Below are 14,943 nucleotides of genomic sequence, written 5' to 3'. Positions count from 1 at the left end.
GACCGCGGCGAGCGTGGCGACCGTGGTGGCTTCAGCCGTGACCGTCGTGACGACCGCTCCGGTGGCGGGTTCAACCGCGACCGTCGCGACGACCGCTCGGGTGGCGGCTTCCGCCGTGACGACCGTTCCGGTGGCGGCTTCAACCGCGACCGTGGCGACCGCCCGAACCGTTCCTTCAACCGTGACGACCGCTCCGGCGGCCGTGCGGGCGGCGGCTACCGCTCCGGTGGCGGCGACCGTCCGTACAACCGCGACCGCCGCGACGACCGTCCCTCCTCGGGCGGTTACCGCTCGGGCGGCGGCGACCGTCCCTACGGCCGCCGTGACGACCACCGTGGCCACGGCACCGGCTCCTTCGGCCGCCGCGAGGACAAGCCGCGCTGGAAGCGCAACGGCTGACGCCTGACGGAGGCCGGACGCCTGATGGCGATCGGGTCACCTGACGGAGGCCGGGCGTCTGATGGCGATCGGGTCACCTGACGGAGACCGTGACGCCTGACGGCGTCGCCCTTCGCGACCGCGGGGCCCGCGCCGCACTTCCGTACTCCGGTACGGGGTGGGCGCGGGCCCCGCGTCTCAACTTGGCACCCCGCGCGGCCCCTTGACCGCGCACCCCACCGTGCGGCAGCTCCGCGCACCCCGTCCGCCCCGAAGCGGACGCGGTGCCTCCGCAGGCCCGATGGCTAATGCCTTCGGGCTGCGGCGGGAACGCGGGCTATGCTGCTCGGTGCGGGCCATTAGCTCAATTGGCAGAGCAGTGGACTTTTAATCCATTGGTTCAGGGTTCGAGCCCCTGATGGCCCACCGCAGAAGGTCCGGGGAAACCCTCGTCGACCTGCTCCGCAGCGCCCCTGTCGGCCTTGTCCGACCGGGGCGCTGCGGCGTTTTCGGGCTCGTGCGCATGATGCGTGAGCGGACGGTCGGGCGCTCGTCGCGCCGGATACCGGACGGACGCGGGGGCCGGCGGCGTCGTGCCGTACGGACGCGGGGGCCGGCGGCGTCGTGCCGTAGATCACGAAGTCGTCGCTTCCGCGCGCCGGTACGGTCCGCGAGCCGCCCCCGCCGGCCTCGTATGCCCCGTCCGGCCCAATCCGATTCGCCGCCCGGCCCGGCACCGGAAAACCTTGGGACGGTGGCGGTGGCCGTACGGACGGGCGCGCGGGAGTGGGAGGCAGGCCGGTGCGGGTGCGTCGAGGCGGCAGGGGCCGTGGGGGCCTCGGAGGCCGTGGGGGTCTCAGGGGCCGTACGGGCGGTACGAGGGGTACGGGCGGAACGGGCGGAACGGGCGGTACGGGGGATCAGGAGCGGCGGCGGCGCCATTCCGGCATGTCCCCGTTCGGCCGGAAGCTGGTCTGCTGGCTGCCGCTGATCCTGCTCGTGGCGGGGCTCGTCTTCGACAGCGGCACGCCCGACCGGTACACGGCCGCGCCCTTCTTCTCCGCCGCGCCCTTGGTGGCGGCGCCGCTGTACTCGCTGCGCAGTACGGCCGTGATCGCGGCGGCCGCCGTCTTCGCCGAGACCTGGGTCGTGACGTACCACGGGGGCCGCGACGCCAACCAGTCCTTCACCGAGGGCCTGACCGTCCTGGTCGTCGCCGTCCTCGCGCTGGGCATCAACCGGGTCGTACGGATGAGTGACGCCCGGCTCGCCTCCGTACGGGACGTCGCGGAGGCGGCCCAGCGGGCCGTGCTGCCGACGCCCGCCGAGCGCATCGGCGGGCTGGCGGTCGCGGCGCGCTACGTGGCGGCGCAGGCGGACGCCCGGATCGGCGGCGACCTGTACGCGGTCCAGGACACTCCGTACGGCGTACGGCTGATCGTCGGCGACGTACGGGGCAAGGGCCTGGAGGCGGTGGAGGCCGCCGTGATCGTCATCGGCGCCTTCCGTGAGGCCGCGGAGCAGGAGGCCAGCCTGGAGGCGGTGGCGGGGCGGCTGGAACGGGCGTTGCAGCGCGAGGGCAGCCGGCGGGAGGGCCTGGACCAGTTCGAGGGGTTCACCACGGCCGTACTGGCGGAACTGCCCCCGGACGAACACGCGGCGCTCCGCGTACTCAACCGCGGTCACCCGGCACCGCTGCTGCTCGCCCCCGACGGCGAACTGTGCGAACTCATCCCGAAGTCCCCCGCACTCCCGCTCGGCATGAGCGAGGTGGCCGGCTGGCCGGACCGGGCGGACGAGACGGCCTGCCCGGCGGGTTCGATCCTGCTGCTCTTCACGGACGGTGTGACCGAGGCCCGGGACGCCGACAACGTCTTCTACGAGCCGGCGAAGCGGCTGCGCGGGCGGGTCTGGGCCTGCGAGGGGCCGGAGGCGCTGCTGGACGCGTTGGTGGCGGACGTGGCGGCGCACACGGGAGGGGAGACGGCGGACGACATGGCGCTGTTGGCGGTGCAGCGGCCTTTTAGGGGGTGAGGTGGGGCTGGTGGCTGGTGGCTGGTGGCTGGTGGCCGGTGGCCGGTGGCCGGTGCCGGTGCCGGTGCCGGTGGCGATGGCGATGGTCGGGGGCTGGGGGGCGGAAGCTGGGGCTGGGGGCTGACGGGTGGGCCCCGTCAGAGCCACTGGAGGCTCTGCCCGTGCTGGCCGGCCAGGGCGACCGGCCGCTCGTCGAGGGCCAGGGTCTGGAGCCGTTCCGTCACCTGGAGGGGGTGCGCCGGCCGGGGCGTGGTGATCCACGGGAGGACGGCGGGGTGCTCGTTGGAGACCCAGTGCCCGGGGCGGTCGCGCTCCCGTAGGACGGACCGCACGAGCCGGGCGAACTCCTCACGGCGCTCCAGAGGGAGGTACGTCAGCACGGAGGTGTGGAAGACGACGAGCGTCGCCTCGGGCGGGGCCTCGGCGGCCAGCGCGGGCAGCGCGTCGATCAGGTCGCCGCGTACGACACGGGGGCGCGGCGCGGACCGTACGGCCTCGACGGCGGCCCGCTGGCGCCGTACGCGCTCGTCCGAGGCGCCCGGCCAGATCAGGGCCTCCAGCCAGCGGACGTCGTCCGGGTCGGCCGGGTCGAGGGGGTTGAGGTCGATGCCCGCGCGCCAGGCGATGTCCGGTACGCGGTCGGGTACGGGGGTGCCCGGGCCCGTACGGCAGGGGAAGACCGGCGCGCTGCCCGGGGCGCCGAACTCCGGCCGGTCGTCGTAGCGGTAGCGGTACCGGTCCGGGTGCAGGCACAGGCCCGCCGACGCGCCGACCTCCAGGAGGGCCAGCGGCTGCGGGAGCCGGGCGAAGAGGGGCAGCAGGGTCGCGCAGCGGGCCGGCTCGTTGGTCTGCGTCAGGCGCCGCATGACGACGGCCCTGACCTCCTCCCAATGGCGCAGGGTCCATTCACGCCAGCCCCGGTACGCCGCGTCGCCGCGCGGCCCGTGCTCGGCGTACGGGCCGTCGAGGTAGCGGACCGCGGCGAACAGGAGCTTGGGCTGCTGCTTGTTGCCCGCGGGCAGGGAGTGCGCGAGGTGGTCGCAGAACTCGGGGTCGTGGCCGATCCGCGCGGCCAGTTCCTCATGGGCGTCGGACTGCCCCCGCGCCTGGTACCAGGCAAAGTCCACATATCGATCCGCCAGTGCCCGCGCGCTGTTGACGACCATGATCAGACGTTACTGCGCTCACAGGGGGTGAGTGCCGGGCACCCCTGCGCATAACGACCTCCGCACAATCGCGCATCACAGGTTTGAAGGCCGCTCAGCAACTTGCCCTGATTGATGCCTTCATGGGCGTTTAAGCTCAGGCCAAAGCCACCCCAAAGCGCCCATGAGTTCGGCAGAACGCTTGGTGCAGAGCCGCCGCGTCTATTACAGTCCGATAACGCAGCGCGGTCGTCCCAGCCGTCGCAAGAGGCGGCACCGTGCGCCGACGCCTAATCCCGTCAGCAGGTTCACAACTGAATCACCGTTGGGGCACCGCTGGACCGGACGGCCACCACCGATCCGGCGGGGGCGGTCCGCCACCGTCGCGGCAGACCTTCCTGCTCCGAACGTCCCAGTGCCTGAACGGCTCCGGAGGATCCTCCCCTCCCCAGGTGCCGGACCGGTCCGGGGCGGCACCACCGCTGACCGGTAGGCGAGAGGAAGGAAAGGAGTGCGCCCCCGTGGCGTCCAACAGCCCTGCCGGCTCCGTCCCCGAGGTTCCTTTCGGCGCCGCGACCGGCGCGACCGGTGCACCTGGCCCTTCCGGCGCTTTCGATGCATTCGGGGTATCCGGGGCTCCCGGGGCATCCGGAGTACCCGGGGCATCCGGAGTACCCGGGGTATCCGGGGTATCCAGTGCTTCCGTCCCGTTCCAGGCGTTCGGCGCGGGTACGGGTGGGGCTGCTGCCCCCGTCGGCCCCGAGGCGTTCGCCGTCGAGCCCGGTGCGCTCGACAACGGCGTGTGGGAGGAGTGGAACCCCGCCGAAGACTCCGCACGGCCCGTACGCGGCAAGCACCGGGTGGCCGGCAAGCAGCGCAGCGGACTCGCCCGCAGCGGTACTGTCCTCGGCGTCGGCGTGATCGCGGCGGTCGGCGCCGGCGGCGTGGCCACTGCCGATGAGATGCCCCAGCCTGCGATATCCGTTCCCGATGTCGGCGGCCTCATACCCGACGCACCGGACGCGGCCTCCTCGGTAACCTCCTCAGGCCACTCGGCCTTCGGAGGGACCGCTCCCGGAACCTCCGCCCCCGGAACCTCCGCCCCCGGAACCTCCGCTTCCCTCTCCCGAACCGGACTCGCCCAGGACCAGGCCCAGGCCGAGGCCCAGGCCGCAACCGTGGCCCAGACCGAGCAGGTCACGGACGCGGGCCACTCACTGAGTGAACGTATCCGCAGGCAGACCGGCCAGCAGCAGAACGCCGCCGAGGAAGAGGCGCACCGCGCCGACGAACCCGCCCGCAGCTACGCCACCCCGCTCGCCCGCAGCTACCTCACCCCGCTCACCACCTACACCCTCACCACCGGCTTCGGGCAGGCCGGCGACCGCTGGGCGGCCAACCACACGGGCCTGGACTTCGCGAGCCCCGCCGGCACCCCGGTCAAGGCGATCCACGACGGCACGATCACCGAGGCGGGCTGGGCGGGCGCGTACGGCTACCGCGTCATCCTGACCCTGGACGACGGTACGGAACTGTGGTTCTGCCACCTGTCCTCCCTGGTGCGGATCTCCGGCAAGGTCACCGCCGGTGACGTCATCGGCCGGGTCGGCGCCACCGGCAACGTCACCGCGCCGCACCTCCACCTCGAAGTACGGCCGGGCGGCACCCCGGTCGACCCGAAGCCATGGCTACGCGATCACGGAATCGACGTCTGAGACCCGAACCTCTCCCCTCCCGAGGAATGCCTCCCCCTCCCCCAGAGCAAACCCTCCCCCCCCTCAGAGCGAACCCTCCCCCTGAGGAATCCCCCCGAAGCAAACCCTCCCCCTGAGGAATCCCACCCAACCTGGGCATTTCCCTTGCTTCGCGCGCCGTCCGCAGGGCACTCGGAGGGAAGCGCCGCCGGGGTGACCGGCCCCGGCCCGGTCCAGGAGGGTGCGATGAGTCCGAAGGACAAGGCAGGGGACACGCCGAGAGCGGAGTACGGGAGCGGAAGCGGCCCCGGCGCCGCGCCCGTCACCACCGACGTGCCCGCCCGCCTCGACCGCCTCCCCTGGTCGCGCTGGCACTGGATGGTGGTCATCGGCCTGGGCACGGTGTGGATCCTCGACGGCCTGGAAGTCACCGTCGTCGGCAACATCGCCGGACGCCTGTCCGAGCGCGGCAGCGGGCTGCCCATCTCCTCCGCCCAGGTCACCGGCATCGCCGCCGCCCTGTACGTGGCCGGCGCCTGCCTCGGTGCGCTGTTCTTCGGCCGGCTCACCGACCTCTTCGGCCGTAAGAAGCTCTTTCTGATCACTTTGGCCGTCTATCTGGCCGCCACTGCCCTGACCGCGGTGTCCTTCTCCTCCTGGTGGTTCTTCCTCTTCCGCTTTCTGACCGGTTTCGGGATCGGCGGTGAGTACGCGGCGATCAACTCGGCCGTCGACGAGCTGATCCCGTCCGCCTACCGGGGCCGCGTCGACCTCGTCATCAACGGCAGCTTCTGGCTCGGCGCGATCGGCGGTTCCCTGCTGTCCATCGTGATGCTGGACACCGACATCTTCCCGATGAACGTCGGCTGGCGGCTGACCTTCGCGCTCGGCGTCGTCCTCGGCCTGGTCATCCTCCTCGTACGCCGCCATGTGCCCGAAAGCCCACGGTGGCTGTTCATCCACGGACGGGGGGACGAGGCGGACGAACTCGTCGCCTCCATCGAGAAACAGATCAGCGACGAGAAGGGCGAGCCCCTCCCCGAACCGGAGGGTGAGATCACCATTCACCCCCGTAAGAGCATCGGTTTCCTGGAGATCGCCCGCACCGTCTTCTCCCGCTACCGCCGCCGCGCCATCCTCGGCCTCGCCCTCTTCATCGGCCAGGCGTTCCTCTACAACGCCGTCACCTTCGGCTTCGGCGCCATCCTGACCTCCTTCTACGACGTGTCCACGTCCAGCACCGGCTACTTCTTCGCCGTCATGGCGGCCGGCAACTTCCTCGGCCCGCTCCTCCTCGGCAAACTCTTCGACACCGTCGGCCGCCGCATCATGATCTCCGGCACCTATCTGCTCTCCGGTGTCCTGCTCTTCGCCACCGCCTGGCTCTTCTCCGCCGGCCAGCTGACGGCCACCACGCTCACCGCCTGCTGGTGCGTGGTCCTCTTCTTCGCCTCGGCCGGCGCGAGCAGCGCGTACCTGACCGTCTCGGAGGTCTTCCCGATGGAGACCCGAGCCATGGCCATCGCCTTCTTCTACGCGGTCGGTACGGCCGCGGGCGGCATCAGCGGGCCCTTGGTCTTCGCCGAACTGACGGAGTCCGGCGTGACCGCCGATACGGCCCTCGCCTTCTGCATCGGCGCCGCGCTGATGAGCCTGGCCGGCCTGACCGCCGCGTTCCTGGCCGTACACGCCGAACGCCGCTCCCTGGAGGACATCGCCAGCCCCCTGTCCACGACGCCCAAGGAGTCCAAGGGATCCGAGGAACCCAAGGGATCCGAGGAACCCAAGGGATCCGAGGAACCCAAGGCCCAAGAGCCGGCCTGAACCTCGCTGTCTCTTTTGCCTCCTGTTGCCTTGCGCCCAGTCGTGACTTGGTCGCGTTCGCCCTAGGTTGGAAAGATTATGACCGCTGCACAGAAGACACTCGGCTCCCTGTCCGTCTCACCGCTCTCCCTCGGAGGCAACGTCTTCGGCTGGACCGCGGACGAGCCCCAGTCCTTCGCCGTCCTGGACGCGTACGTCGCAGGCGGCGGCAACTTCATCGACACCGCGGACGTGTACTCGGCCTGGGCGCCGGGCAACAAGGGCGGTGAATCCGAGACCGTCATCGGCAACTGGCTCGCCTCCCGCGGCAACCGCGACGAGGTCGTCATCGCCACGAAGGTCGGCGCCCACCCGGAGCACAAGGGCCTGTCCCCGGCCACCATCAAGGCCGCCGTGGACGCTTCCCTCACCCGCCTGCGCACCGATCACATCGACCTCTACTACACCCACTACGACGACGAATCCCTCGACGTCTCCGACTTCCTCCCGGCCCTCGACGAACTGGTCAAGGCCGGCAAGGTCCGCGAGATCGCCGCCTCCAACATCTCGGCCCGGCGCCTGGACGCCGCCCTGGCCTTCTCCGCCGAGGAGAACCTGGCCCGCTACGTCGCCGTCCAGCCCCACTACAACCTGGTCTCCCGCGACACGTACGAAGGCGAACTGGCCGACACCGCCGCCCGCCACGGGCTGGCCGCCATGCCGTACTACTCCCTCGCCTCGGGCTTCCTCACCGGCAAGTACCGCCCGGACAGCGACGTGACCAGCGCCCGCTCCGAGAAGGCCGCCCAGTACCTGGCCACCGACCGCGGCCGCAAGGTCCTCGCCGCCCTCGACACGGTCGCCGCCACCCACCAGGCCGCCCACGCCACCGTCGCCCTCGCCTGGCTCGCCGGCCGGCCCACCGTCGCGGCCCCCATCGCCAGCGCCCGCACGGTCGACCAGCTCCCACCCCTACTGGCCGCCGCCGACCTCCACCTCACCCGAGACGACCTCACCCTCCTCGACGAGGCCTCCGCCTGACCACCCCCGGCAAAAGGGTGGGCGCGTACCCGTACGCGCCCACCCTTCGACGTTTCTTCCCCTACTTACGGCGCCGATCAGCAACCACCCAGGAAGCCGCCCCCACAACCCCCGCCACCGCGAACACCGACGGCCAGGCCCCCACCTTCTTCGCCAACGGATGCGACCCGGCAAACGCCGCCACATACGCCCCGCTCAACGCCACCGCAGCCTTCCTCCCCGCCTTCCTCTCCCACTCCCGAGCCGCCACAGCCCCCACCGCAACCAACGCCACCCCACCCAGCGGCCTCTTCTTACTCCAACGAGCCACTCCGTAACCGCCTACGAGCCCACCTGCCGCTATGACCGCTGTCGGCACCTGCGCCATCTCCGAAACCTCCCTTACAGAGAACCAATGAACGTGACCCTACGCCGACGGGTGGCACAGAAGGGCAGCGCAGCCAGGAGACGGGTGTCTGCCGGCCGCGCTGCCGTACCGCTACGAGAAGGACCGCTCATAGCGGGGTATTACAACGCGGTCCGGCCGCTACGACCGCCGGGTTGCAGCCACCTGGTACCAGGTCTGGCAGATCATGGCTACGGAGACCAGGACCACCAGGGCCCAGAGGTGCGCGGGGTCCTGGGGCCCGTGCCCCGAGCCCGAAACCAGGCTGACGACCGGGTTCGAGCAGACGCACAGGATCAGCAGCGCCGGGGAGGCGCCAGCCCGCAGGTTCATGGGATCGTGGTTCATGCGTTCACTTCCTTGTTCAACGGCTTGGTGGTGACGTGACGCCCGTCGCTTCCTCCGGCTAAAGATGGAGCGGCGGGCCGTCTTCTGTCCGCGCAAGGGCCGCGCAGACCAACCAGTACGGCTGAGCTGTGTCCGTGCCAGCCCTGTCGGGCTGGCGCTGCTCTCAGCGGGTGGCGCCCGGGGCCTCGTGCTGGCCGACGTGTGAACGGTGTTCCGGATAACGGTCTTCCCTCTCGGTGAAGCCGCCGCGTACGGCAGTGGTCAGGCGGGATGGTGGCTGAGGGCGGCATTGACGAGCGTGGCAGCGTCCTCGATCTGCTGGGCTTCCAGAAGCGTGCCGACGATGCGGAGTACGGCACGGAGGTCACGGGCCGCAGCACTGTTCAGCATGGCTTCGGCTGCGTCCTTCCGCCCCGCGGCCCGGTACGTGGTGACCGCGTCCCGGATTTCTGCAGGAGCGTGCGCCCGGCCGGCGTGCCACAGGTAGGTAGCAGCGTCTGCGTCCCGCCCGGCACGGAGGTGGCTGAGGGCCTCGTCGTCCGCGAGGGGAGCAGCCGTTGCTGATTTTTGGGACGCGCGGGTTGCGGGGCGCTGCGCCTGGGCCGGGACCGGTGTGGTGGTTTCGCCCGGCGGATAGCCCTGCCGGGCGAGGACGGCGTTCCGGTGCGTCTCCAGGACCTTTTCCAGCGCTGGAGGCGGCTGTCCCGTATCCGCCTGCGAGGCTTGCGCGAGGGTCCAGAGCCTCCGCACGAAGCCTTCCGGAGGCATGCGGCGCCCAGTCGTGTAGTCCGTGAGCGTTGAGGAGGCAACGTGGACGGCCCGCGCGACAGCTCCCTGGCTCCTCGATGCACCCCGGCCCAGCGCGCTCAGGTGCGCGACGGTAAGCGCCAGTTCTCGCGCTTCAGGCGTGAGACCGGCGAGGGGCTGGGCGCTCACCTGACCTTTCGGCGGCACGGCACGGGTTCCCTTCTGCGGGTGTGGCGGGTTAACGGGAGGTGGGGCATGGGCGGTTATCGGTCTCCGTATACGTACGGGATTTTGCGGCGGGCAGAATTCTTGCACCGGCAGCTTACAGAAAGTCAATGCTGATTCGCCGGGGGTCGCTGGTGCAGGTGCGCGGTTTGCTGCGGACCTGGTCACTATGCGGGGCCTGGCACTCCGAGATCTTCGGGGTTACAGGACTTTAGCCCATCCAGCGGAAAGTGCCAGCGGGGCATCGGGCCCGTCGAGTGTGGCATCGCCGGGCAAGAAAACTTGACGACTCCCTGAAGGTGGCGCTCGGAGGAAACCGGAATGTTCGCATCCGGTTTGGCCGCGAACATCGGGCATCGTTGGCCGGTCCGGCGGGTCGGCGCTGCCGGGTAGTACGGGAGCTGGAGTAAGTGCAGGTCAGGGGCGTGTGTTGGCTTCTCGCGTGTTCGCGCCCTGTTCGCATTGCCGGGCCCCTGCTGGCGATCCCGGCGGAAAAGTTCCCGCCGGTCGGTTAATCCAGGGGGACCGGCAAGTGGGCACGACAGGGCGGCGGAGGCGGCTTGCCGACACAGATTGCTTCGCAAGGGACGTTCTTTGTGATGCGCGCCACAGGAAGTTTGTCAAAACCGGCCTGCGCTTACCCTCGGCGGAGCCCGGAGTCAATAGCTTCGTATTCGCATTTTTGCGAATACGGGAGAGTGTTGTCGTGTTGAATCTGGGTGCCCGATGTGGATCCTTGGGAGGGTGGCCCGCCTTCCGGGTGATGCTGGCGGACCTGTAAATCCGGCGGCGGGAAGAATGTGGCCGGTGAATCCGTTCAGTTACCAGAGCTTGCGGAAAGTGAAAGGTGGTCCTCTGTGTCTGTGACACTGCCGTCCTGGGAGGACAAGAAGCTCGGCACAATGAAGCGTGCTGCCCTGTGGCTTGTCACCGAAGTCGGTGAAGGAGAGGTCTTCACCAAGGGAGCACTGAGGGCTGCCTTCCCTGAGACATCGCAGATCGACCGCCGCATGCGCGACTTGCGGGACCACGGCTGGCGGATCGATACAAACCGTGAGGACGCCGGCCTCGAACCGCACGAGCAGCGCTTCGTCACCCGGGGCGAAGCGGTCTGGGAACCCGGCAAGGGCCGTTCCAAGCAGGCGGCAGCCATCACGGCTACCCAGCGGCGCGAAATCCTTGCTCGGGACGGGCACTTCTGCCGGTCGTGCGGGATCTCCGCGGGCCAGACGTACCCGGGCACGTACGAGGCCGCGCAGCTGGACATTGCCCGGCGGCCAGTGCAGGGGGCAGGAGGAGCAGCCGAGGTACAGCTGGTCACTGAATGCAACCGGTGCCGGGTGGGCGGCCGGGAACTTTCGGCGGACCTCTCGGGCGTTGTCGGTGCCGTGCAGCGGATCGGTCCGATGGAGCGCAAGATCCTGGCCGGCTGGATGGAGAAGGACCGCCGTGAGTTCAGCGAGCTGGAGCGGATCTGGGCCGACTACCGGTCACTGCCCGCGGACTCGCGGGCGCAGGTACGCGAGCAGCTCGGCCTTGAGGGCGGCCGCTAGCCGCGTCGGCTGGGGTGCCCTGTGATTGTTGAGAGCCAGGAGAACGGAACGTGAGCATGGATTTCGGACGTCCGCCGAGGGCGGAGGCCAACCAGGAGCTGGTCCGGCAGCGGCTGAAGGAGGCTGAGTCGGCGGCCGGCACCAGGGAAAGCCTCACTGTTGAGTGGCGGAGCCAGCCCCTGCACGTCGAGGTCATCGACATGCCGGTGGCCGACCTCTACTACAACCCGGGCACGCACCGCATCAGGGCACAGCGTGATCATGACCCAGGGCTCGATGCTGAGCTGCAGAGCGACCCCTGGAGCGACCGCAGCCAGGAATACCTGCACCAGCTCTTGAAGGCGCTGCCGGCTGATCCGTCGAAGGCTGACCCGGATTTCATCGCCCTGATGGAGAGCCTGCGCGACTTCCGGCAGAACGATCCCGGCCTCATCACGCGCGATGGTGTACTGGTCAACGGCAACACCAGGCGGGCCGCGCTTAGGGAGCTGGGCGTCGCGCACGTCCGCGTCGGCGTGCTCCCGGAGTCGTGTACTTGGGACGACGTCAACGCGGTAGAGCTGTCGCTGCAGCTGCGTAAGGACCACCGCCGCGAGTACTCGTACATCAACCGGCTGCTGGCTATCGATGAGCAGGCGGAGCTTGGCCGCTCCGCTAAGGACATCGCACGTGACTTCCGGATCAAGGAGGAGACCTGCAAGCAGGACCAGTGGATCCTCACCTGTCTGCGTGATCTCATCGAGCGGAGCCGCAGCGAGGGGACGGGGCTGCGGCTGCTTGACTTCGAGCAGCACCAGGAGAAGCTGCGCGAGCTTCACCGCCGGTACGTCAAGGAGGCGAGGGTCAGTAAGTCCAACGCCGACGTAATGAAGGAGAACCGGCTGGCAGCCATGGTCCTCGGCTTCTCCAAGACGGACGTGCGGCTGATCGAGCCGGACTTCGCGCGCCGGTATCTCGACCAGCGCCTGCCTGCAGAGCTGAAGACCGAGTCTTCCGCGGTGAGCTCAGTCGCGATCCCCGGGCTCGGAAGGTCGATGAAGTCTGTGGACGCCAGTGTCACGGTAGCCAGGACACTCACTGACACTGTTCTGCGGGCGAAGGCGGTAAGCCCGACGGCGAGTGGTGTATCTGCCGAGCGTGTACAAGTGGCCGCGCGTACCTTCGAGGCGGCCAAGTACGCGTTCGAAGAGGCCCTGGTCCCAGCCGGCAAGGACGCACGTATCCGCAAGCGCAAGCAGGCCGCTCCCGGACGTATCACTGACGCGTGCCAGGACATCGAGCAGTGCATCACCGATCTGGTGATGGCCAGGGCCTCCCGGAGCCTCGATGAGGAAGCGTTCGACGAAGCGGTGCTGAAGCTGCGGGACAGCCTCGGGAAACTCGCCCTTGAGTCTGCCCGTAGCATCGAAGTCCCCGGGGACGGGGTTGAGTGGCTGCTCGGTGCGGTGAAACAGGAGGAGTGACGGCCGGTGGAGGGTAAGCAGGAGCCGTCGCTGCACATCGGGTTCGACGTCACCCGTACCAAGGCGGCCCTGCGGGTAAGCCCAGCCCACCAGAGTGACCTCACTCAGCTGGCGGGCTGGTTCCCTGCCAGTACGCGGAGCGGCCCGCTGGTTGTGGAAGTCGAGCTCGATGACTTCCTCGTCGGCCTGGAAGCGCTGGGCACCTGGCCGGCCCCGGAAGATGTCGAATGGGAAGAGACGCTGGCTGACCTCGTCGGCAGCGTGCTGGATGACGCCGAGGCCGCCGAGCAGGCACTGGCCGGCGAGGGCGGCGCGGCGGTCACCGCGGACGATGTCACTTCCCTGCTGGGCGCTGGCTGGAAGGCTGACCTCACGTCCTTCCAGCGGCGCGACATCGCGCACCTGCTGTCCATGCGGCACGGCGCGAATTTCAGCGTCCCCGGAGCCGGAAAAACCCGCGTCGGGCTGGCGGTCTACGCGGCGATGCGGGCACGAGGAGAAGTCAGGCGGCTCCTCGTGGTCAGTCCGAAGTCAGCGTACGAATCGTGGCTCTTCGAAAGCGCGGCCTGCTTCGACGAGCCGCTCGTCGCCGAGGTCATGGCCAAGAGCCCCGACCTCGGCACGGAACTGCTGCTCGTGAACTACGAAAGACTGGACCGCTCGCTGGCCCAGCTCGCCTCCTGGCTTCGGGCGGCCCCGTCCATGGTGATCCTGGACGAAGCGCACAGGATGAAGCTGGGCGCGAATGGTGTCTATGGGAGCGCCTGCATGCTCCTGGGCCCTCTCAGCCGCCGTCGGCTCATCCTCACCGGTACACCGGCTCCGAACGGGGCCCGCGACCTGGAGAACCTGCTTTCCTTCGTCTGGCCGGGCCATGGCAGGCGTGTAGTGACCAGTGCGGTAAACGGCGGGGACCTGGCGTACGCCAGCGCGATCCTGCGCCCGCTCTTCACCCGGACCACCAAGCACGAGCTCGGCCTACCTCCCTATAAGACCCGGATCCGCTATGTGGACCTCCCGGACTTGCACCGTGAGATTTACGACGCGCTGATCGGCCGCTTCACGGCCAGAGCTGAGACGTCACGCGATGACTTCGATGCGCTGGGCAAGGCGCTGATGCGGCTTCTCATGGCTGCCACCAGCCCCGCGCTACTGCGGGAAGGCAGCAGCAAGTACGAGCCTCTCGCTTACCAGGTGCCGCCACTGAACGTTCCAGAAGGCGATTCGCTGTACGAGCTGATGCGGGACCTGCCCAGCTACGAGGTATCCCCGAAGTACTCGGAGGCGCTGAGCCTGCTGGCCGAGAATGCGGCCGCTGGCCGGAAGACCCTCGTATGGTCCACCTTCGTACGCAGCCTGACCACGATGGAGCACTTGTTCGCCGACTACGGTCCGGCCGTGGTCCATGGTGGCACCGCTGACCGCGAGGAGGAGATCCACCGCTTCCGGAATGATCCGGACTGCATGGTGCTGCTGTCCAACCCGGCGACTCTGGGCGAAGGCATCAGCCTTCACCAGGTGTGTCACGACGCGATCTATGTGGACCGGGATTTCATGGCCGGACGGTTTCTGCAGAGCCTGGACCGCATTCACCGGCTGGGACTCGCGCCGGGTACTGAGACGCGTGTCACTGTGCTTGCCGCTACGGGGACGGTTGACGAGGTCGTGGCCCGCCGCATGGAAGAAAAGCTGGAGTTCATGGGCAGCATCCTCGACGACCCCTCCGTTCGGCAGCTCGCTGACCTGCAGGAAGAGCCTTCTGTTGCTGGCGGCATGGACGCTGCGGACGTACAGGCACTGCTGCGGCACCTGGGCACCGCCGGGCGGGAGTGAGCAGACTCGATGTCTCCGCTGCATGGTGGCGGCTGCCGCGAAGCGATGAAGAGTGCCGGCTGAGTGCACCATGATGTCCTTCGGCACGTGACTCTCGCCTGCGTCACCGGCACCTGAACGCTGCCGGGGTGCGGTTGCGGCAATACTGAGAGGCGTTCGCCGTGTTGTCCGTGATGACAGCAGCGGCGCGGACGAGTGCCGCACACTAGTGGAGGCCGAGTTGTTGTCAGTGGCGTCTGTCACCCTCTGTGAGGGCGGACTGCAAGCTGTGTCCGCCGTGGCACGTAGGAAGGA

The 14,943-nt window shown here is 69.2% G+C and carries 11 protein-coding genes, 1 tRNA gene and 1 pseudogene; 9 read left to right on the top strand and 4 right to left on the bottom strand.

Features of this window, described 5'->3' with window-relative positions; translation table 11 throughout:
* The 3 genes and pseudogenes from AB0L45_RS30700 to AB0L45_RS30690 all read left to right on the top strand — a co-directional run.
* Nucleotides 1–399: pseudogene (locus AB0L45_RS30700) on the top strand (RNA helicase); the annotation flags it as partial.
* A gap of 332 nt (nt 400–731) precedes the next feature.
* Nucleotides 732–804 (top strand) — tRNA-Lys (locus AB0L45_RS30695).
* Between the two features lie 522 nt (nt 805–1,326).
* A complete protein-coding gene (locus AB0L45_RS30690; protein ID WP_365845695.1) occupies nt 1,327–2,412 on the top strand; it encodes a PP2C family protein-serine/threonine phosphatase in 1,086 nt (361 codons plus the stop codon).
* Nucleotides 2,413–2,549: 137 nt separating this feature from the next.
* On the opposite strand, the gene AB0L45_RS30685 is transcribed toward AB0L45_RS30690, so the two are convergent.
* Nucleotides 2,550–3,578: a DUF2332 domain-containing protein gene (locus AB0L45_RS30685; protein WP_365845693.1), complete on the bottom strand. Its 1,029-nt coding sequence runs from the start codon at nt 3,576–3,578 to the stop codon at nt 2,550–2,552.
* A gap of 779 nt (nt 3,579–4,357) precedes the next feature.
* Here AB0L45_RS30685 and AB0L45_RS30680 point away from each other — a divergent pair.
* The 3 genes from AB0L45_RS30680 to AB0L45_RS30670 all read left to right on the top strand — a co-directional run bounded on the left by AB0L45_RS30680 (nt 4,358) and on the right by AB0L45_RS30670 (nt 8,095).
* Nucleotides 4,358–5,272: a M23 family metallopeptidase gene (locus AB0L45_RS30680; RefSeq protein WP_365845690.1), complete on the top strand. Its 915-nt coding sequence runs from the start codon at nt 4,358–4,360 to the stop codon at nt 5,270–5,272.
* Nucleotides 5,273–5,497: 225 nt separating this feature from the next.
* Nucleotides 5,498–7,075, top strand: coding sequence for an MFS transporter (locus tag AB0L45_RS30675; RefSeq protein ID WP_365845688.1), 1,578 nt, complete (start codon nt 5,498–5,500; stop codon nt 7,073–7,075).
* 78 nt (nt 7,076–7,153) lie between these two features.
* Complete coding sequence (locus AB0L45_RS30670) at nt 7,154–8,095, top strand: aldo/keto reductase (RefSeq protein WP_365845686.1); 942 nt, start codon at nt 7,154–7,156, stop codon at nt 8,093–8,095.
* Nucleotides 8,096–8,156: 61 nt separating this feature from the next.
* Here AB0L45_RS30670 and AB0L45_RS30665 read toward each other — a convergent pair whose 3' ends face one another.
* The 3 genes from AB0L45_RS30665 to AB0L45_RS30655 form a co-directional block, all read right to left on the bottom strand.
* On the bottom strand, nt 8,157–8,462 hold the full coding sequence (locus tag AB0L45_RS30665) for a hypothetical protein (protein WP_365845684.1): 306 nt from the start codon (nt 8,460–8,462) through the stop codon (nt 8,157–8,159).
* Between the two features lie 159 nt (nt 8,463–8,621).
* Complete coding sequence (locus tag AB0L45_RS30660) at nt 8,622–8,828, bottom strand: hypothetical protein (protein WP_365845682.1); 207 nt, start codon at nt 8,826–8,828, stop codon at nt 8,622–8,624.
* Nucleotides 8,829–9,089: 261 nt separating this feature from the next.
* Complete coding sequence (locus AB0L45_RS30655) at nt 9,090–9,764, bottom strand: helix-turn-helix domain-containing protein (protein WP_365845680.1); 675 nt, start codon at nt 9,762–9,764, stop codon at nt 9,090–9,092.
* Nucleotides 9,765–10,663: 899 nt separating this feature from the next.
* Here AB0L45_RS30655 and AB0L45_RS30650 point away from each other — a divergent pair.
* The 3 genes from AB0L45_RS30650 to AB0L45_RS30640 are packed head-to-tail and all read left to right on the top strand — an operon-like array spanning nt 10,664 to nt 14,649.
* Nucleotides 10,664–11,353 (top strand): hypothetical protein, encoded by a 690-nt coding sequence (locus AB0L45_RS30650; protein ID WP_365845678.1) that lies wholly within the window; start codon nt 10,664–10,666, stop codon nt 11,351–11,353.
* A gap of 50 nt (nt 11,354–11,403) precedes the next feature.
* Complete coding sequence (locus tag AB0L45_RS30645) at nt 11,404–12,816, top strand: transcriptional regulator (RefSeq protein ID WP_365845675.1); 1,413 nt, start codon at nt 11,404–11,406, stop codon at nt 12,814–12,816.
* Between the two features lie 6 nt (nt 12,817–12,822).
* Nucleotides 12,823–14,649 (top strand): DEAD/DEAH box helicase, encoded by a 1,827-nt coding sequence (locus AB0L45_RS30640; protein WP_365845673.1) that lies wholly within the window; start codon nt 12,823–12,825, stop codon nt 14,647–14,649.
* Nucleotides 14,650–14,943: the final 294 nt, after the last annotated feature.

It is taken from the genome of Streptomyces sp. NPDC052496 (assembly GCF_040679095.1).
In the GTDB taxonomy this organism is placed as follows: Bacteria; Actinomycetota; Actinomycetes; order Streptomycetales; family Streptomycetaceae; genus Streptomyces.
The sequence above is the reverse complement of the archived record's forward strand: the minus strand, read 5'-3'. Positions and strand labels throughout refer to the sequence as shown.

Coding starts and splice junctions, on each gene's coding strand:
- AB0L45_RS30690 (WP_365845695.1), top strand. CDS start 1,327: ATGTCCCCGTTCGGCCGGAAGCTGGTCTGCTGGCTGCCGCTGATCCTG.
- AB0L45_RS30685 (WP_365845693.1), bottom strand. CDS start 3,578: ATGGTCGTCAACAGCGCGCGGGCACTGGCGGATCGATATGTGGACTTT.
- AB0L45_RS30675 (WP_365845688.1), top strand. CDS start 5,498: ATGAGTCCGAAGGACAAGGCAGGGGACACGCCGAGAGCGGAGTACGGG.
- AB0L45_RS30670 (WP_365845686.1), top strand. CDS start 7,154: ATGACCGCTGCACAGAAGACACTCGGCTCCCTGTCCGTCTCACCGCTC.
- AB0L45_RS30665 (WP_365845684.1), bottom strand. CDS start 8,462: ATGGCGCAGGTGCCGACAGCGGTCATAGCGGCAGGTGGGCTCGTAGGC.
- AB0L45_RS30660 (WP_365845682.1), bottom strand. CDS start 8,828: ATGAACCACGATCCCATGAACCTGCGGGCTGGCGCCTCCCCGGCGCTG.